This is a genomic window from Bdellovibrio sp. HCB209, from assembly GCF_047306065.1.
Lineage (GTDB): Bacteria > Bdellovibrionota > Bdellovibrionia > Bdellovibrionales > Bdellovibrionaceae > Bdellovibrio.
In genome coordinates this window covers 1216099-1233781 of the sequence record NZ_CP178618.1, presented here as the reverse complement: position 1 = coordinate 1233781, position 17683 = coordinate 1216099, and the positions used below count along the sequence as shown (strand labels likewise).

Sequence of the window (17683 nt, the reverse complement as noted above, 5' to 3'; positions counted from 1 at the left end):
CTTCGACCCGCTATTCCGGCTACATTGTTAGACTATAAAATAATTGTGTAAAGATTAAGGAGACGCTTCGTATCGAGACGCCGCACCTTGTTTAAGTGAGGTCTTATTGAACTCATCCACAGACTGCTTGAATGCGTCTTGGATGCGCTTTATTTCTGACTTTGTTAGATAAAGGTCGGGGGCTTGGCCCATGAGCAGTTTTACGGAGCCCTGATTAAGAGCTTCCGTTCTCATATCCACACCAAATGTTAATCCATCCAATTTCTGAGACTCCATCGTAGATCCCAGGTTCTTACGCAGGATCTTTTCAATGGACTCACCATGCGTACTCAAAGCATTTCTTGCCTCAGAGGACTTAACGCCATCGTTAACGAAAGCGAAGCGCATTTTTGAAGCATATTTGCTATCAGCCACCCGACTTAAAATTTTAGTCTTCTCAGTTTCATTGAGTGGTTTCGCAGCAATGGCCACACAATCATCTCCTGAACAGACGGACTTAAGCTTTCCAGGCTCCACAGATTCTGTAACAATTTTCTTAAAGAAGCTCTTCTGCGCATTCACATCTACAGTAACAGCTTTCTCCGCCTTGCGAGCTTCCGTTAAGGCAGTATCCAGATCTTTGGATTTCGCCAAGGCTTCAGCAGTCCCCTTCATATTTGAAGCACCCAGCCCCACGAAGTCCATGGTAAAGCCGCCCTTCGAGGCCTCATTCAAATTCGCACTTTCACGCTTAGCGATCATCAAGCCCGGAGAGAACTCATCCGTGGCTTTCACGTAGCGCTGTAGATCCTCAACAGTTTTATCAGAAAGATTCTGCAGCTTGTACTTACTCATCAAAGAGGACTTGATGGCCTGCGTGTCACCCATGCTCTTACGAACCACATCAAACACTTCTGGTTTAAATGTTTCGCCATCAACAAGTTTTGTCTCTCCCAGTTGCTGCCTTAAAGAGACACGATCTTGCTCAACCGATTGAATCTTAGAGTTCATTTCGGACTTAAACGTATTATTGGAATAGCTTGCTAACTCTCCGGGCTCACCCTTACGAGCATAACGAGCCGCAATCCCCGCCTCGTCGGCAGTTCTTCCGTAACCAGCTTTGAAGTAATCCTGGGGCTTATCGTTTTCACGTAAGATGCCATTGTTTTTCATATAGCTAGAAAATTCGTCGTTCGACTCTTTAAAGATCTTCTGCAATCGCTTCTCGATATCCGCTGGAACCTTACCCTCGAACGCAAAACGCAAAGACTTAAAGTCTGAGTATTCAGAGACTCTGAGCTCAGGAAATTCTTTTTGCAGTTCTTCAATACGCTTCATGACAGTTTCTTTGTGGTAATTCGTAAGACTTGTTACCAAATTCTTGTCTTTAAGCGTGTCGTTCAGATACTTCATCTGACTGTTTTCAATATTGATGAAATACGCATTTGCATCTTTGCCTTTTTCAGCCAAAGCAATGAATTTTTCATTTTGTGCAACAGTGGTTGGATTATAACTCAAGTATCTCTTGGTAAATTCGGAACGTCGCCCTAGCGCAGTGGATTTACTGAGTGCGTTTGCGGCTTCAATTGCTTCAAGAGAGTCTTCTGAAAGTTTACCTACAGCATGAACAGCTCTTGCACCTTTGAAGGCCATTCCCGCAAGCAGTGTTGGATCGATGACCTGCCCGATTGCATAACAAGCCATTTCGGATTGAGCCTTAGGACTGTAGCAACTGAATTTCTGATATTCTTTTTTAAGCTTTGCCAACATGATGGCAGATAGATTTCCTAACTTTGCCTTTTGCTCAGCGGTAAGCTCGACATCCTTCGGATGCATCTCTGGGGGCTTCGTGTTCGGAACACTTCGTCGCATGGATTGCATATAGGCCTTGCGGTCTTGGACTTGTACGAACAGAGCCGTCGCAGAAACCTTATTCAATTCCTCATCCGAGATTGAAGCATAACGAGGATCTTCTTTAACTAAGTCCCTTTTACATTCCAAAGACTGATTACACTGAGACATAAATTCTGAACGAAGTTTATCGTTCGCCTTTATTGTCTCCCACGCCTGGTCGATACTTGTGCCGACTCCGACGGCCATGTCTTTCAAAGCGATGCCCAAATCAATCAGTGAATTCTTGTACCCACGCAAGCACGCCACGGCTTGGTCTTGCGCTAGATTGCTGTTTTGTTCACACAACCCTGTGACATCACACTTACGTAGCAGTCCCTTGATGTTCGCATCCTCAGACGCCAATTCATCACACTTCAAAATTTTGTTTTCGATTTCACATTGATTGGAAAACTGATTTAAGACATCGGACTTTTGTTGCGGAGTGCAGTTGATATTACTACAAGCAGCGATCACACCAACCGAAGCCGAGGCCCACGTTTGTGAGACGAACAAGAATTGGAATATCAAACCGTAAACGTACAACTGCAATCAAACTTCCTTGGACAATCTTTGATTACATATTGATCGGTCGAAAACGGACTGAAATATAGAGAATCTCAAGGGATTTCTGTCAAAATTCCGGCAAGTGACTCCAAGAATTTACTTACATTTGCAGGAAAACAATTTAACTCCGCTTTTCAGCAACTTGCCTGCGATTCATACTCATGTTTTGGGAGGTACTGTATGAAAATGAGACAAATAGTTTTGCAATCTGCCATCGCACTGACCATGATTTTCACTTCAAACGCCTATGCGGGCGGCAGTCGCGATCGCATTGAAGAACTCAAACAACAGATTCTTGAGATCTCGCGCAACGCTCAGGGAGAGTACGATGGTGACGATAACGATCCCGCAGTTCGCGCTGAACTTGATCCTTTAGTGGACGAGTTGGTATCGCTAGTTCCAGTGAGATCAGAAACTGAAAAACTTCCGCAAGTGGTCGGCTCTTGGCAGCAAGTTTGGTCGGATGGCCCCGGTGGAGGTCCCGCAGGATCAGGTGGCGCACTAGCTGCCGCAGTTTTCCAAGTAGTCTTTCCTGATGGCTACTATTGGAATGTCGCTAAAAACACGATCGCCGGAGTGAACTCGATGGGATTCCTTCGCGGAAAATTTGCGATCGATACCGACAAACTTAATATCGAATTCACAAAATCAGTGGGAAGCCCTGGTTGGGTGAGCGAAGGAACTGAATCTTATATGCTTGCGATGCGAGCGGAAGTCGGCGCCTACGACATTGTTCCAACTCCGGGACCCATTGGTAAAAAAGGCTTCCTTGCCAATACCTATGTAGATGAAGACATCCGCATCTGTCGCGGTGGCGGAGATGACTTCGGCACGGGAACATACTTGTATGTCCTAGTGAGAAAATCACAGTTCTAACAAAACAATAAACTACCTCGAGGCGCAAGATTCAGCTAACTTGTCATAGATGGATTTTGCGCCCCATAACTATCTTATTCTGTTCTTAGTCAGTCTTGCCGCTGGAGTTATTGATTCCATCGCAGGCGGTGGCGGGCTCCTCACTCTCCCTGCCCTTTTAAGTTCTGGAATGCCGCCAGCAATGGCTTTGGGAACTAATAAACTGCAAAGTACGTTCGGCAGTTTCTCGGCAGCTCATTATCACTACTCCAAAGGAACTTTTCATCCGCGCAACATCAAGGCGTTGATAGCATTTACTTTGATTGGCAGTGCCTTGGGCACTTATCTGATTCAAAGTATCGACTCATCCATGCTGAACAAAGCCATTCCCTTTATGTTGATTGGCTTTGCTGCGTATTTCAGTTTGTCTCCCCGCTTGGGTGACGTTGATCAACATCAGCGCATGCCACTGATTGCGTTCTCGGTTGTGATGGGAACCCTGATTGGATTTTACGATGGATTCTTTGGCCCTGGCACGGGATCGTTCTGGGCTTTGGCGTTTGTAAGTCTGTTGGGATTTAATCTTTCCAAAGCCACAGCTCACAGCAAAGCCTTAAACTTTGTTTCTAACATCACTTCGTTGGTTGTGTTTTTAGCGGGTGGGAAAGTCGTTTGGACAGTGGGATTATTGATGGGAGCAGGTCAATTCCTGGGCGCTCGTATCGGCTCTCATCTGGTCATAAAAAAAGGGACTCGATTGATCAAGCCCCTTCTGATTGCCGTGTCTTTGATTATGTCTATTAAGCTTTTATTTCTTTAGTGAGTCGCACCCATTTTAAAGGCTTTCACTCGCGCAGCTTGTAGTGGTTTACAAGTATCCACCGATTGAGCATTGCAATAAGCGATCACTTGTTTTTCCAATTCATCCCAATGTTCTTCGTCTTTAGCGGCAGACAAGATTTTGTCTTTAGTAAACCCCGTCAACGCAGACATCTTAGGTGCTTGAGCAATAAGCTGTCCCATATAGAAAGACTTTTGCTCTTTCGTGATTTTCTTAAGCTCATCATAGTCCATGATATAAATCGGAGCATCATCGTCACTCGCTGCGGCCTTTGGTGTTTCGGCATTCACCGACATCGCTACAAGAATCGCCATCAAGCATACAAATAAACGAAGTGCATTTTTCATTATTGAGCCCCCGAGCCTGATGATGACGACGAAGATGGTGCCGCACCACGATCTGCCTTTTCAGCGATCTCTTCTAAGTCAGGACGACTGAGTTTTGCCGCCTTCCAAAAGTCTCGCATCTGACGAACAGCTGCGGGATATTTGGGATCTTTCTTAGAAATCTTTTTGAATGCCTTAGAGTCACGGCAAGTTTTATCAGACAGCTGCATGTCAGGCTCTGCATCGCTGCCGAAAGAGTTCTTTGGATTTTCAGGACGGATATCGCCTGTGAAAAAATCAAAACGGTTTTTGCCATCAATCGCACCACCGGTGTCTTCGATCAAGAAATAACCCGGATGAGGCTTCTTAGTTCCATTTGGCAATTGAATCATCTTGCCTCTCATAGAAGGCATATAGATGATCGTTCCCATTTTGTAGTGACTTGGATCTGCGGCAATCGAGATGTAAGGAATGATACATTCGCCACTGGCTCCGCGGCCCGTTTTGCAACCCTGGCGGCGCAGACCATTTGTCATATCGTATGTTGTGGAAACTGCGATATTTGACGGACAACGCGCATTCGCTTCAGCGAAGATAAACGTTGCAAGTAAAATGATCGAAATGGACTTCATAGTATTTTTTCCCTCAAGACTCTAAAAGTACTGCAAGTTAGGGACCCGTCCCAATTGCTCTAGCTTGGAGTCAGCTGCGAAGGAACTTTGCAACTGTTGAAAATGCTAGACACTTTTATAGTTTATCGTGGGCGTCTCAATAGGAGAAAAACTTAAAGTTTATGGAGTAGGAACTGGACTTGTTTCACAGAGGATTCGTTAGATCTCCTCAGTGAAACCCAGTCTTAAGTAGGATGCTTTAGCCTTTTAACATTTCATCAAGCTTGCCCTCGTCATCGAGAGCTTTTAGATCCGTGTAACCACCGACAAGTTTGCCGTTGATCATGATGATTGGAACTGTTCTCCAGCCCGTTTCATTTTTGATGCGATCGATTTCTTCTGGTTTGTCAGTGAGGTCGACAACATCGTAATCAATTCCCTTATTATCCATAAAGGTGATTGCACGATCACAGTAAGGACATGGATTTTTCTTATACATAAGCACTTTAGCCATGTGACACCTCTTTCTCTTTTATTTTTGACATAGAGGGCATAAAAGGTAAAGGTTGGAAGCATCATGAAGTGTCTTCTCTGCGAAAACCCAGATTCAGCCCGTTTCAAAGTGATCAAAAAACCTGAGCGTAGCTATTATCACTGCGCTGCTTGTGATTTGATCTTTATGGCTCCTGATGAACGCATGAGTGCCGTCGACGAAAAAGCTCGCTATGATCACCACCAAAACGAAGATCAAGCGGGATATCGCGCCTTCCTGGCTCCCTTGATGAAAGATGTCGAAGACTACGTTGGCAAATCTGGCAAAACGGCCCACGAGATTCATTTGTTAGATTACGGTTGTGGTCCCACAGCGTTCTTGGGTGCTTGCTTTGTCGCAAAAGACTATCAAGTCACAAATTACGATTTGTACTACCAGCCCGATCAGGATGCTTTAAGAAAATCCTATAACGTGGTGACGAGCACTGAAGTGTGGGAGCATTTGCAAAATCCCAAGATCGATATCGAACAACAACTGCGCATGCTTAAATCCGGTGGACTGCTTGCGGTGATGACTTCGGCTCACAAAGGCGAAGCACATTTCCATGATTGGCATTACCGCCGAGACCTTACTCACGTTTCATTCTTTTCCGACAAAACGATGGAATGGTTCGCTCAAAAATATAATTTGAAAGTTGTGAAAGCAAAGAGCCCTTACTGGGTCTTTAAAAAACAAGTCATGACGACTTAAATTACTGACGAAGTTCCGTACGCAAAGACATCTCGTGCGGAACTGCGAAGAACTTCGCAACTCCCTCGATCATCTCATCAATATTTCGAGCCTTAGCACAAACACCCGTCAATGCATTTCCAAAAGCCAACCACACACTTGTTGTGCGCACATAGAAGCGGACTTTTCTCATCGCAAGGTCTTCGCCAAAATAATGACGACTGCGTTCGATGAGTTTTAATAAAACACGGCCGTATTCTGCACCCTCTTCTTCAGCGGTGCGCGGGGCTTTCATGCCTTCTTTGCCAGATGGTGGCGCAAACCCAAGCTCCTCGCCCAATTGCCACAACATCCATGGACGAGCAGCAAGTCCTCGCCCTGCCATCGCCATGTCACAGCCTGTTTCTTTAAGCATCGTCACGGCGTCTTCGACAGTTTGTACGTCACCGTTACCAATCACTGGGAAATCAACAGCTGCATGCAAAAGCTTGATTTGCTCCCAATCAGCCCAGCCACGACGTTTTTGCGCGGCAGTTCTGGGATGTAAGCACACCCAAGCCGCTCCAGAATTTCTTAATCCACCAACGAATGACAGCAACTCATCAAGCTCTTTGGTTGAACCCACCGCACGCAGTTTTACACTGACAGGCACCGACGAGTTTTTGACAGTCATACGCACAACTTCTGCGGCGTAGTTGGGATCTCCCATCAACGCCACTCCGTAGTTATGCTTTAAAGCCTTTTGCACGGGACAACCCATGTTGATGTCGATCGCTTCAGCTCCCCACTCTACAAGGCGTTTAACGCTTTCGGCGATGGCTTCCTCTTCGTTACCGAGGATTTGTGGGACTAAGCCGGGCTCATGGGCTGCGCGCATCGTTTCGGGAGTTGTTTCAAGATTTTCGCCAGGAATACGGCGAGAGTTTAACATTTCAGTTGGCCAAATAGTGTAAGCACCGTCAGGTAAATATTCGCGCATCACTTCACGTAAAGCCACGTGAGTTAAACCCACCATCGGTGCCAAGCACAGAGGGAAGTTTACTTTGCCATGAAGGATCGGTCTATGCAGACCTAATTTTACCGTCGTCATACATTCCACAAACAAAAAGACTCCCAAGCGGGAGTCTTTGAAAAACACTTTGATATTTTAAAGTATCAACTACGCCGCTTTACCTGCTGGAGTTAGAGCGTATCTTTTAACTAGCTCATAACCACCGAACATCACTGCAGAGAAAAACAAATCTCCCGCAACTTGGTATCCAAAGAATGGGATCGCCGCAACGTAACACTGAACAAGACCTTGCATGTTCATCGCATACATTCCGTCCATCACCCAAACACCGAAATTAGAAACCAAGAAGAACACGCAGCTTGCAGCCAAAGAAAGACCACCGATGCGAGCCACTGATTTGCTTTCAGTCAGGAACCAACCCATCATCACGATCAACGCAAAACCTGCGTAGACAAAGAATGTTGTGGAGTGGAAGCCACCCAAAGCCAGATCGCTCAACATCAACGCTGCCAATGGCACTGCCAAAGACAAACGTTTGTCAGAGAAGTAAGCGCCACCGAACAAAGCCATAGCGCCAACAGCTGTGAAATTCCAAGGGTGCGGAATAATACGAGAAAATGCCGCGCCCAAAACCATCATTACTAGTACGATCATGCGTGTAGTCATGCCCCGATACCTATCACTTGTTCATTCGGTTGTCTACAAGCTCCTGAACCACCCCTGGTTCTGAAAGCGTTGTAATGTCACCTAGTTGATCTGGTTGATTTTCCGCAATTTTTCGCAGAATTCGACGCATAATTTTTCCAGAGCGAGTCTTAGGCAAACGAGGTGCCCACTGAATCAAATCAGGTGTCGCAATCGGCCCGATCTCCTTACGAACTGTCTGAACCAGCTCTTTACGAAGGTCTTCCGAAGCCGTGATCCCTGTTTTCAGAGTCACGAAAGCATAGATCCCTTGGCCTTTGATATCGTGCGGGTAACCCACCACTGCGGCCTCAGCCACGTTATGATTTGCAACCAAGGCTGATTCAATTTCAGCTGTTCCCAAACGGTGACCAGAAACGTTGATCACATCATCCACGCGTCCCGTGATCCAGTAATAACCATCCTCATCACGACGACAACCGTCGCCCGAAAAATAGTAACCTGGGTATGCCGAGAAATAAGTTTCTTCAAAACGCTTGTGATCGCCATAAACCGTGCGCATTTGACCAGGCCATGAATCAGCAATCGCCAAAACACCCTCGCCCGCACCGTCAATTTTTTTACCTTCTGGAGTTAGCAGATGTGGCTGCACACCAAAGAATGGCAAAGTTGCAGAGCCCGGTTTTAATGGAGTAGCCCCTGGCATCGGCGTGATCATAAAACCACCCGTCTCAGTCTGCCACCAAGTATCCATGATTGGGCAACGACTGTCGCCGACCACTTCATAGTACCAAACCCAAGCTTCAGGATTGATCGGCTCGCCCACTGTTCCCAAAATTCTTAGTGACGAACGATCACAGTCCTTCACCCATTTTTCACCTTCACGCATTAGTGAGCGCAAAGCTGTTGGCGATGTATAGAACAAATTCACTTTATGCTTTTCAACGATCTGCCAGAATCTTGACGGCGTTGGATAATTCGGAACACCTTCAAAGAACAACGTCGTCGCGCAATTCGCAAGCGGACCGTAAACTATATAACTGTGACCTGTTACCCAACCGACGTCGGCAGAGCACCAGTAAATATCTTTATCGTGATAATCAAAAACGTACTGATGAGTGACACTCGCCCACAACAAGTAACCACCCGTCGTATGCAAGACACCCTTTGGCTTTCCTGTGGAGCCTGACGTGTACAGAATGAACAATGGATCTTCTGCATCCATTTGCTCCGCTTCACATTGATCACTGACACCTTTAACAGCGTCGTGATACCAAACATCCAAGCCCGCTTTCATTTGCACATCGATGTTGGAGTATTTAACCACCAGGACTTTTTCAACGATGCCGGCTTTAACAACCGCTTTATCGACGTTTTCTTTCAAAGGAATTGTTTTACCACCACGGAAACCAGAGTCAGCCGTGATAATGAATTTAGATTTTCCATCGAGCACACGGTCACTGATTGAGTCCGGTGCGAAACCACCAAAGATCACCGAGTGAACTGCACCGATGCGTGCGCAAGCTAACATTGCGTAGACTGATTCCAAAATCATCGGCATGTAGATCGTAACCACATCGCCTTTTTTAACGCCCATATTTTTTAGAACGTTGGCAAAGCGGCAGACTTCTTGGTGAAGTTCTTTGTAAGTGATTTTTTTAGAAGCTGTGTTGATATCGTCAGCTTCCCAGATCAATGCGACTTTATCAGCCTTAGTAGCCAAGTGACGATCAATACAGTTGTAAGAAACGTTCAGCTTACCGCCTTCGAACCATTTAATGCTGACAGGCTTTTTGAAGGAGGTGTTTTTAACTTTATCCCATTTTTTAAACCAATGAAGGCGCTCTGCCTCCTTAGCCCAAAAACCCTCGGGATCTTGAACGGACTGCTGGTACATATCTTTGTACTTTTGCGGAGTGATCAGCGCGTTTTTTTCGAGAGTGGGATTGATAGGATAAACTTCTTTATGCATGAAAACTCCTCTGATGGAGCTTTTATCCTATTATCATTTGGTTATCGGTCAATGCTTATTGCGCAGTTCTTTCCATCTATCGTACATTCGGAAAATCAACATCCCCGAGAGCATACTAAATACGAAAATAATTGCGGACACTGAACCACTCCCCAAAGATGTCAACGCAGGCCCCGGGCAGTACCCTGCAAGCCCCCAACCCAAACCAAAAATCACGCTCCCAATTATGAGTGATTTTGAAATTTCAGTCGCCTGTGGCAAATGAAACTGCGTATCTAAGAGAGGTGATTTTTTACGACGGATCACGAAGTAAGTAATCATATGAACGGGGATCGCTCCCACCATAACAAAAAGTAAACTAGGGTCCCAACCTTCACCGATGGTCAGAAAGGAAACTACTTTGTGTGGCTGAGTCATTCCTGAAATTCCCAAACCAATAGAGAAAATAAACCCCACCAACAAAGCTGCGATATTGCGAAGTGATTTAAATTTTTCCATCTAAATCCCCACAACCCAACGAACAAAATTCGCCATCAAAATTCCTGCAAGCATAAAACTGATCGTCGCAACAATCGAACGTGGCGACATGCGAGCTATCCCACAAATGCCATGACCACTCGTGCAACCACTCCCCATCACTGTCCCAAATCCCACTAGCAACCCTGCAATCATGATCACAGCAGAGTTGCGCTTAAGATCCGAATGAAAAAGTTCGGGATGTCGAGTCGCCAAAAACACGCCACCTAAAACCATGCCGATGACAAAAAATAGACGCCAACGATAGTCAGCATGAGTTCTGGTTAGCAATCCATTGACGATCCCACTGATTCCCGTCACGCGACCGTTGAAGGCAAGGAACAATGCCGTGGCAATTCCAATTATCCCGCCACCAGCCAGAGACATTAAAACACCTTCGTTCATTTCAATTTCCTTCCATATCACGCCGATAATTCCGGTTCATATCGCGCTTTGTAGCCATAGTTTCTATGGCGATATTGCGTTACCCAAATACAGGGATTTTCAAATAGTGTTTTCCCTGCTCGTCAGCGACAGGCAAGTGTCCTGCGCGGATATTAATTTGCAAGCTTGGTAGCAACAATTTTGGCGTCGCTAAAACGGCATCACGCTTAGTACGGAACTCGACATACTGTTCTTCCGTCGTATTGCGAGTCAGCTGAATGTTTTTGTCTTTTTCATCACCGACAGAAGTTTGACACAGAACTTCGCGACCACCGGGTTGATAATCGTGACAAACAAAAATTCTGGTTGTTTCAGGCAATGAATAAATTTTTGAAGTGATGGAATTGTAAAGCTCCTTTGCAGAGCCTCCCGGGAAATCACAACGACCTGTTCCTGAATCTGGCATGAACAGAGTGTCTCCACAAAACAAAGCATTGTCGAATAAGTACGAAGCGCACGCTGGCGTATGACCTGGAGTGAATAAAACTTTGAACTGAATAGTTCCCGCACTCACCGTTTCATTTTCCTTAAGCAAGCGATCAAAGACTTTTCCATGGATGTCCGTGGTCTTTTCATCCAGGTTGTACATATCACGCCAGATTTTTTGCACGACCGTGATACGCTCACCGATACACAATGGAGCCTCTGGGAAACGTTTCTTAAAAAACTGCGCACCCGTCACATGGTCTGCATGCACGTGAGTCTCAAGAATCATACGTGGAGTAAGTTTGCTTTCCTGAATATAAGCCAAAACTGCTTCAGAGGATTTATTGGAAAGCTTAGAAGAAGCCGGGTCGTAATCCCAAACCGGATCAATCACCACCGCATCAAGGCTTGCGGGATCGTGAACAACATAAGTCATCGTCGACGTCGCAGGATCAAAGAAATTCTTAATCTCAATAGCCATGGCTTACTCCAAATGTGATGTGGAGCAAGTTTAGAGGTACGTCCTTACCTAATCAAGTAAGGACGTACCACGCACCGTGTGAAGGAATAGGTGCCTGGCACAAAAAAAAAGCCCCCGGGTTTCCCCAGGGGCTTTAAGTGGTTTTTTACAAATTTACGGGAGGAACGATTAGTTCACATCTTTGTAATCAGCGTCGATGACATCGTCACCGTCTGCTTTTTTCTCGCCACCAGCGTCGCCGCCGTTGTTGCCAGAAGCCTCAGCCCCTGGTTGAGCTCCTTGCTTTTTGTAAAGCTCAGAAGTCATTGTGTGAGTCAAAGATTGAAGCTTGTCGAAAGCCGCTTTCAATTCATCAGCAGATGCGCCTTTGTTCTCAAGAACTTTTTTAGCATCAGCGATAGCATCGTTAGCCGTTTTAACTTCAGCCTCAGGCAATTGCGAACCAGAATCTTTGATCAATTTCTCAGTTTGGTAAACCAAGTTGTCCAAATTGTTTCTGTTCGTAACTGCTTCTGCTTTTTTCTTATCTTCTTCCGCGTGACCTTCCGCATCCGCTACTGCCTTTTTGATTTCCTCTTCAGACAAACCACTTTGTGCTGTGATTTTGATCTGCTGAGTTTTTCCAGAAGACATATCTTTCGCCGATACGTGCAAGATACCGTTGGCGTCCATGTCGAATGTCACTTCAACTTGAGGAACACCACGTGGAGCTGGTGGAATACCCACTAGTTCGAAACGACCTAGTGTTTTATTGTCGCCAGCCATCTTACGCTCACCTTGAAGAACGTGGATGTCTACCGCTGGTTGGTTGTCTGCTGCTGTCGAGAACACTTGTGATTTCTTAGTAGGAATCGCTGTATTGCGCTCGATAAGCGGAGTCATCACACCACCCAAAGTTTCGATACCCAATGAAAGCGGAGTTACGTCTAGCAACAACACGTCTTTCACGTCACCCGCAAGAACGCCACCTTGAACTGCTGCACCGATAGCAACAACTTCGTCTGGGTTCACTGTGCGGTTTGGCTCTTTGCCGAAGAATTCTTTAACTGCTTTTTGGATTGAAGGGATACGTGTAGAACCACCCACCAATACAACTTCGTCAATTTCAGAAGCTTTCATACCAGCATCAGCCAAAGCTTTGCGGCAAGGCTCCATAGAGCGTTTTACTAGATCTTCAGTCATTTGATCGAATTTTGCGCGAGTCAATTTCGTTTGCAAATGCTTAGGACCTGTTTGATCTGCCGTGATGAACGGAAGATTGATTTCAGTCTCTTGAGCAGATGAAAGTTCGATTTTTGCTTTCTCAGCCGCTTCTTTCAAACGTTGAAGAGCCATTTTATCGTTTTTCAAATCGATAGCTTGGTCTTTTTTGAATTCAGTGATCAACCATTCAAGGATCACTGTATCGAAGTTGTCACCACCCAAGTGCGTGTCACCGTTCGTAGAACGAACTTCAACAACACCGTCACCAACTTCTAGGATGGAGATATCGAATGTACCACCACCGAAGTCGAAGATAGCGATCTTCTCTTCTTTTTTCTTATCCATACCGTACGCCAATGCAGCCGCTGTTGGCTCATTGATGATACGTTTGATTTCAAGACCTGCGATACGACCAGCATCTTTAGTAGCTTGGCGTTGAGCATCGTTGAAGTAAGCTGGAACAGTAACAACTGCTTCAGTTACCGGCTCGCCCAAATAGTCTTCCGCAACTTTTTTAAGTTTCGCAAGAACCGCAGCACCGATCTCTTCTGGAGATACGTTTTTACCTTGAACTTTGAATGCACAGTCATTGCCTTTAGCAACAACAGTGTATGGAACTAGTTTGATTTCTTCAGAGATCTCTTCGAAACGACGACCGATGAAACGTTTCGCAGAGTAGATTGTGTTCTCTGGATTCGTCACCGCTTGACGTTTAGCGATTTGACCAACAAGACGGTCACCGTCTTTTGTATAAGCAACAACTGATGGAGTTGTGCGAGCGCCTTCTTCGTTCACAAGAACTTTGGCTTCTCCGCCTTCCATAATAGCGACGCATGAGTTTGTCGTCCCTAAGTCGATACCAATAATTTTACCCATGTTTGATTTCTCCTTAAATGCCCACCCGGATTTCGTAATCATCCCAGTGCCAGCCAATACCGTGGTAATTTATTAATTAAAGCTTGAATAACACAGGATAAATGTGGGTTCGGATGGCATTCCGTCAAGCTGCCGAATTACTTTTTTTCAGGTCTTAAAAACGTCTTTTTTTGGCCAGTATATTCAGCTACTTACAAAGGCCTTCTTTAATGCTGGCAGACAGTCCAGCTCGCATTCATCCCTTCGTCTCATTTTGTCGTCACGCATCAATCCGCATTTCCGCCAGCACCGGGTTTTCTGTGTTTGCGAAAGAGCTCAGGTAATTTGCCTGCAAGTTCAGCATGTGTCTTTTTTAGGTACATATATGCTGGCGAGACATGCAGATCACAAACCCGCTCTACGTTCCACTTTTTGGGGGATTTTGCGATCACATTGTCAGCACTTTGTCGGTCCAATAAAAACACATCTGACCGAGAACTTTGCAAGCGCTGAAACATTTGCATCGGTGTATCGATCGACTCCACTCGTGTCGACACATAGTCTTTTAAATTCATTTCGAAGTAGTGAATGCCTCGTTGAAAATCAATCCGCAACTTCGAGCCTAACAACTCTTTCCAAGAGCAAGGAACCTCGGCTCCCCGTTTTGCATATATAGAAAAATACACCTTCGCGATCGGCTCCTCGACGCGAATTAAATCCGGGTGAGTATCCCCGTATTCCCGCACACGAACCAGCTCCCCATCGATATTTTCGTTGCTGATTTCTTGAGCTCCTCGAGCCAGCGGCACCCGACGAAATTCGAGCTTGAATCCTAAATCCCTGAACGCATCGACAATCATCGCCGTTTCATTCTTACCCACCAACTCATTCCCGGAGGTCACAAACAGAATGACCAGTGATTTATCTGGAGTTTTTTCCGCAGCAGGAGCCGCAGTGAAAACCACCGGAAGGAGAGCAGATAAAAATTGTAACAGCATGACCAATAATATCCTTACGACGAGTCCCGAGACGAGCTGAGATTGATGACGTATTTTTAATTGAGTTCTATCAAAGCTTACGGACTTTTAACTCGTGTTATTGAGCACCGTACGCAATGATGGTCCTTCGCTCTTCCCTTAAAAAAAAAGTTCCTTTAAGAAATAAGAGTCCCTCAAGGCCCTGGCGAAACCCTTCATTCCCAGGGCCTTAACTTTACTCAATCCAGTCCTCGGATCAAGTATTCACTCCCTCTGCATTTAAACATTCCCTCCCCGAAGCCCCCATTTCTGCATACTTTTCGAACTTACAAATCAATATAGGTACCTTTTTTTTTACTAATATTGGTTGAAATTAACCATTATAGATGGTAGGTAATAGATGAAGGCCCGATTGCGGTACTATTCAAAACTTAGAGCGCATCAACACTATTTGGTGGAACTTTCAATTCACGAGTTCGAGGCATCAGACAAGTATCCAGACGGAATCAAATACGGACTTATCTGTAAAAACATAAAGAATGGTAATTTTGTCTTAATGGACAACCACCATCCCAAAGGGCCGCACATTCATATTAATGATCGAGAATTCGAGTATCGATACAAAAATGATGACCAGTTGATCAAAGACTTTAAAGACATCGTTTTTAAAAATTTAGGAGTCAAACTATGAAAAAACTGATCGTATCTTTAAAAACGAGCTCTGACTCCCTCGGTGATTTTAAGAAAGCTCTGAAAAGTGCCCGTAAAGGAACTCTGAAAGGTGATCACTATGAAGTTTCCTTTGATGACAAAAAGGAATTCGATAAATTCGTAAAGAATATGGGCCTTCTTGCAGTGATTTTAAATCAAAAGCCAAAGTCCGTTTATGAGTTAGCAAAACTTGTTGAAATGGACATCTCAAACCTCAACAAAATCATTCTCTTTTTCGAAAAGGTCGGAGTGATCAAAATCAAAACCTCAACAGCATCTGGAAGATCCGTCAAAACTCCAATTGTCGAGTACGAACAGATTGAATTTAATTTGAAGGCCGCTTAACCGGCCCCCTATTCTAAAATTAGAAACTTGCCGTGGACTTGGTCTTTGGGAAGTGCGTTGAAGTGCCACCATTCGTGCTCCAGAACTTTGAAGCCTTGGTTTTCCATAAGCGCTCTTAAAACCATGCGATTGTTAAACTGCAACATGGTGAGCTCACCGGATTTTAAAAACTGCTGTTCGAGTTTTGGCTGAGCCAGGTCCCTGAAATCATCAAATCCTGTCCCCATATCCAAATAGTCGCCGTCTTTTTCTCGCAGAGTTAGATCCATCGCCATACCGAAGTTATGCAACGAACCTGGATGCGGAGGAGCGACATAGTTCTGAAACGGAGTCCCCTCAAGATGTTTGTAGAACTGCGCTTGAATACTACGTGGGCGGAGAGCATCCCAGACAAGGAATTTCAAAGTGGGATGTTTCTTTTTAAGCTCATCACAAGCGCGCATGAACATCTCATAAGCCACTGGAGCCACGAAGCAACGATCAAAGCCACCGTACACATTTGTATGCATAAAGTTGTCATTCGTTGCATATTTGAGCTCTAAAGACACCTCGTCGGAGTCTTTGATCTCTTTAAAATTCTTTTCTATCCACTCAAGCTGATTATGAAACGAAGTCATGGAATTACTTTACAAGGATTCCCTCCCCGATCAATGATTAATACTTATTCGGAGGCCCTGATGACGATTCCTAAATTTGAGTGTTGGATCATAATCCAAAAACCAGTCCGCGAAGTTTTCAGTGGCGTTTATGACAATAAAAAGATCAGCGCTTATTTCACCACGGCTGGTGCTTCGGCTCCGTTGAAGGAAGGTTCTACTGTCCTTTGGGAGTTCGCTGATTTTCCAGGTCCATTCCCTGTCACATCTAAAAAAGTCATCGATGATAAATTGATTATCTTTGAATGGGGCAATCCGGATGGCAAAGGCGAAAATACGGTAGAGTTTCATTTTGAAGCTTTAAATACCGGCGAAACCAAAGTGAAAGTTTATGAGACTGGTTGGAAGGATAACGAGGAAAACGTAAAGTTATCTTATGGCAACTGCATGGGCTGGTCACAAATGATCTCAGCCCTGAAGTGTTATCTTGAATACGGAATCAATTTACGTAAAGGCGCTTATAAGCCTTTAGCTGGCGGCTAGTTATTTTCTTTTTTCCCAATAGCGGTACAAACCAACGATGTCATTGCTCGTGAGCAGTGGCATTGCATCCGCTAACATTGAATCAGACCAATCCCACCAGTTCATTTCCATCAACATAGAAATCTCGGGCTCTGTAAATCGCTTGCGCACAACTTCGCCATGACCAACTACGATGGAATAAGGATCCACATTGCGAGTCACTACCGCGCGTGCACCAATCACACAACCACTGCCAACACGAACGCCCGGCATGATCATCGCTTCGGCACCGATCCAAACATCATTACCGATGACAGTGTCACCTGCTGGACGATAGCCATTTTCTGCTTTTGCGTAAGTTGGATTCGATTTGATGAACGCAAATGGATACGTTGAAATCCACTCTTTGCGATGTCCTTGGTTACCGGCCATCAAAAACACAGCGCCCGTTCCGATGGAGCAATACTTGCCGACATAAAGTTTATCAACATCCTTACGATCCGGAGCCAAGTACCAGGCACAATCATCGAAAGAATGACCGTGATAGTAGCCCGAATAGTAACTGTGTTCTCCCACAATAATATTTGGATTTGTCGTTTGTTCTTTAAGGGACTTACCGGCAAAAGGACTTTCAAAATAGTTTTTCATGAGTTTAGCGTAAAGGTTTGGCTAACCAGAAACAAACAA

General features: G+C 45.1%; 19 protein-coding genes. 5 read left to right on the top strand and 14 right to left on the bottom strand.

All coding sequences use genetic code 11. The annotated features are described in order from the left end of the window. Nucleotides 1-54 precede the first annotated feature (54 nt). Nucleotides 55-2421 carry a hypothetical protein gene (locus ACLVWP_RS06025; RefSeq protein ID WP_413560659.1) on the bottom strand — a complete coding sequence of 789 codons (2367 nt, stop codon included), beginning with the start codon at nucleotides 2419-2421 and terminating at the stop codon, nucleotides 55-57. A gap of 195 nt (nucleotides 2422-2616) precedes the next feature. Between ACLVWP_RS06025 and ACLVWP_RS06020 the strand changes: the two genes are divergently transcribed. Next, nucleotides 2617-3312 (top strand): PAP/fibrillin family protein, encoded by a 696-nt coding sequence (locus tag ACLVWP_RS06020; protein WP_413560657.1) that lies wholly within the window; start codon nucleotides 2617-2619, stop codon nucleotides 3310-3312. 49 nt (nucleotides 3313-3361) lie between these two features. Then, a complete protein-coding gene (locus ACLVWP_RS06015; protein ID WP_413560656.1) occupies nucleotides 3362-4111 on the top strand; it encodes a TSUP family transporter in 750 nt (249 codons plus the stop codon). Here the strand turns inward: ACLVWP_RS06015 and ACLVWP_RS06010 are convergent. From ACLVWP_RS06010 to ACLVWP_RS06000, 3 genes are all read right to left on the bottom strand, one after another. Then, the gene (locus ACLVWP_RS06010) at nucleotides 4108-4479 is read right to left on the bottom strand and encodes a hypothetical protein (protein ID WP_413560655.1); all 372 of its coding nucleotides are present in this window, start codon (nucleotides 4477-4479) and stop codon (nucleotides 4108-4110) included. The two genes, ACLVWP_RS06015 and ACLVWP_RS06010, sit on opposite strands and share 4 nt — an antisense overlap. Then, entirely contained in the window at nucleotides 4479-5090 is a 612-nt protein-coding gene (locus ACLVWP_RS06005; protein WP_413560653.1) for a 3D domain-containing protein, read from the bottom strand. Before ACLVWP_RS06005 ends, ACLVWP_RS06010 begins: the two co-directional genes overlap by 1 nt. Nucleotides 5091-5328: 238 nt before the next feature. Next, on the bottom strand, nucleotides 5329-5583 hold the full coding sequence (locus tag ACLVWP_RS06000; protein ID WP_413560652.1) for a glutaredoxin domain-containing protein: 255 nt from the start codon (nucleotides 5581-5583) through the stop codon (nucleotides 5329-5331). Between the two features lie 63 nt (nucleotides 5584-5646). Between ACLVWP_RS06000 and ACLVWP_RS05995 the strand changes: the two genes are divergently transcribed. Further along, a complete protein-coding gene (locus tag ACLVWP_RS05995; RefSeq protein WP_413560650.1) occupies nucleotides 5647-6312 on the top strand; it encodes a class I SAM-dependent methyltransferase in 666 nt (221 codons plus the stop codon). A gap of 1 nt (nucleotide 6313) precedes the next feature. Here the strand turns inward: ACLVWP_RS05995 and ACLVWP_RS05990 are convergent, their stop codons facing one another. From ACLVWP_RS05990 to ACLVWP_RS05955, 8 genes are all read right to left on the bottom strand, one after another. Beyond that, complete coding sequence (locus ACLVWP_RS05990) at nucleotides 6314-7381, bottom strand: tRNA-dihydrouridine synthase family protein (RefSeq protein WP_413560648.1); 1068 nt, start codon at nucleotides 7379-7381, stop codon at nucleotides 6314-6316. Between the two features lie 69 nt (nucleotides 7382-7450). After that, entirely contained in the window at nucleotides 7451-7957 is a 507-nt protein-coding gene (locus tag ACLVWP_RS05985) for a DUF6580 family putative transport protein (RefSeq protein WP_413560646.1), read from the bottom strand. Between the two features lie 25 nt (nucleotides 7958-7982). Then, nucleotides 7983-9920 carry an acetate--CoA ligase gene (gene acs / locus ACLVWP_RS05980; protein WP_413560645.1) on the bottom strand — a complete coding sequence of 646 codons (1938 nt, stop codon included), beginning with the start codon at nucleotides 9918-9920 and terminating at the stop codon, nucleotides 7983-7985. Between the two features lie 48 nt (nucleotides 9921-9968). Further along, the gene (locus ACLVWP_RS05975) at nucleotides 9969-10418 is read right to left on the bottom strand and encodes a DUF6691 family protein (RefSeq protein ID WP_413560643.1); all 450 of its coding nucleotides are present in this window, start codon (nucleotides 10416-10418) and stop codon (nucleotides 9969-9971) included. After that, nucleotides 10419-10841: a YeeE/YedE family protein gene (locus ACLVWP_RS05970; protein WP_413560642.1), complete on the bottom strand. Its 423-nt coding sequence runs from the start codon at nucleotides 10839-10841 to the stop codon at nucleotides 10419-10421. 79 nt (nucleotides 10842-10920) lie between these two features. After that, nucleotides 10921-11787 (bottom strand): MBL fold metallo-hydrolase, encoded by an 867-nt coding sequence (locus ACLVWP_RS05965; RefSeq protein ID WP_413560641.1) that lies wholly within the window; start codon nucleotides 11785-11787, stop codon nucleotides 10921-10923. A 168-nt stretch (nucleotides 11788-11955) separates the two neighbouring features. Beyond that, nucleotides 11956-13866 (bottom strand): molecular chaperone DnaK, encoded by a 1911-nt coding sequence (gene dnaK / locus ACLVWP_RS05960; protein ID WP_413560640.1) that lies wholly within the window; start codon nucleotides 13864-13866, stop codon nucleotides 11956-11958. Nucleotides 13867-14132: 266 nt separating this feature from the next. Beyond that, entirely contained in the window at nucleotides 14133-14810 is a 678-nt protein-coding gene (locus tag ACLVWP_RS05955; protein WP_413560639.1) for a hypothetical protein, read from the bottom strand. Nucleotides 14811-15509: 699 nt separating this feature from the next. On the opposite strand from ACLVWP_RS05955, the gene ACLVWP_RS05950 reads away from it, so the two are divergent. Continuing rightward, on the top strand, nucleotides 15510-15878 hold the full coding sequence (locus tag ACLVWP_RS05950) for a hypothetical protein (RefSeq protein ID WP_413560637.1): 369 nt from the start codon (nucleotides 15510-15512) through the stop codon (nucleotides 15876-15878). An 8-nt stretch (nucleotides 15879-15886) separates the two neighbouring features. On the opposite strand, the gene ACLVWP_RS05945 is transcribed toward ACLVWP_RS05950, so the two are convergent. Then, complete coding sequence (locus ACLVWP_RS05945) at nucleotides 15887-16495, bottom strand: M15 family metallopeptidase (RefSeq protein ID WP_413560635.1); 609 nt, start codon at nucleotides 16493-16495, stop codon at nucleotides 15887-15889. A gap of 60 nt (nucleotides 16496-16555) precedes the next feature. Between ACLVWP_RS05945 and ACLVWP_RS05940 the strand changes: the two genes are divergently transcribed. Further along, nucleotides 16556-17017, top strand: coding sequence for an SRPBCC domain-containing protein (locus tag ACLVWP_RS05940; protein WP_413560634.1), 462 nt, complete (start codon nucleotides 16556-16558; stop codon nucleotides 17015-17017). On the opposite strand, the gene ACLVWP_RS05935 is transcribed toward ACLVWP_RS05940, so the two are convergent. Further along, the gene (locus ACLVWP_RS05935) at nucleotides 17018-17644 is read right to left on the bottom strand and encodes a CatB-related O-acetyltransferase (RefSeq protein ID WP_413560633.1); all 627 of its coding nucleotides are present in this window, start codon (nucleotides 17642-17644) and stop codon (nucleotides 17018-17020) included. Nucleotides 17645-17683: the final 39 nt, after the last annotated feature.

Coding starts and splice junctions, on each gene's coding strand:
- ACLVWP_RS06020 (WP_413560657.1), top strand. CDS start 2,617: ATGAAAATGAGACAAATAGTTTTGCAATCTGCCATCGCACTGACCATG.
- ACLVWP_RS05945 (WP_413560635.1), bottom strand. CDS start 16,495: ATGACTTCGTTTCATAATCAGCTTGAGTGGATAGAAAAGAATTTTAAA.
- dnaK (WP_413560640.1), bottom strand. CDS start 13,866: ATGGGTAAAATTATTGGTATCGACTTAGGGACGACAAACTCATGCGTC.
- ACLVWP_RS06000 (WP_413560652.1), bottom strand. CDS start 5,583: ATGGCTAAAGTGCTTATGTATAAGAAAAATCCATGTCCTTACTGTGAT.
- acs (WP_413560645.1), bottom strand. CDS start 9,920: ATGCATAAAGAAGTTTATCCTATCAATCCCACTCTCGAAAAAAACGCG.
- ACLVWP_RS05965 (WP_413560641.1), bottom strand. CDS start 11,787: ATGGCTATTGAGATTAAGAATTTCTTTGATCCTGCGACGTCGACGATG.
- ACLVWP_RS05990 (WP_413560648.1), bottom strand. CDS start 7,381: ATGACGACGGTAAAATTAGGTCTGCATAGACCGATCCTTCATGGCAAA.
- ACLVWP_RS05970 (WP_413560642.1), bottom strand. CDS start 10,841: ATGAACGAAGGTGTTTTAATGTCTCTGGCTGGTGGCGGGATAATTGGA.
- ACLVWP_RS05985 (WP_413560646.1), bottom strand. CDS start 7,957: ATGATCGTACTAGTAATGATGGTTTTGGGCGCGGCATTTTCTCGTATT.
- ACLVWP_RS05995 (WP_413560650.1), top strand. CDS start 5,647: ATGAAGTGTCTTCTCTGCGAAAACCCAGATTCAGCCCGTTTCAAAGTG.
- ACLVWP_RS06005 (WP_413560653.1), bottom strand. CDS start 5,090: ATGAAGTCCATTTCGATCATTTTACTTGCAACGTTTATCTTCGCTGAA.
- ACLVWP_RS06015 (WP_413560656.1), top strand. CDS start 3,362: ATGGATTTTGCGCCCCATAACTATCTTATTCTGTTCTTAGTCAGTCTT.
- ACLVWP_RS05940 (WP_413560634.1), top strand. CDS start 16,556: ATGACGATTCCTAAATTTGAGTGTTGGATCATAATCCAAAAACCAGTC.
- ACLVWP_RS05935 (WP_413560633.1), bottom strand. CDS start 17,644: ATGAAAAACTATTTTGAAAGTCCTTTTGCCGGTAAGTCCCTTAAAGAA.
- ACLVWP_RS05950 (WP_413560637.1), top strand. CDS start 15,510: ATGAAAAAACTGATCGTATCTTTAAAAACGAGCTCTGACTCCCTCGGT.
- ACLVWP_RS06010 (WP_413560655.1), bottom strand. CDS start 4,479: ATGAAAAATGCACTTCGTTTATTTGTATGCTTGATGGCGATTCTTGTA.
- ACLVWP_RS05975 (WP_413560643.1), bottom strand. CDS start 10,418: ATGGAAAAATTTAAATCACTTCGCAATATCGCAGCTTTGTTGGTGGGG.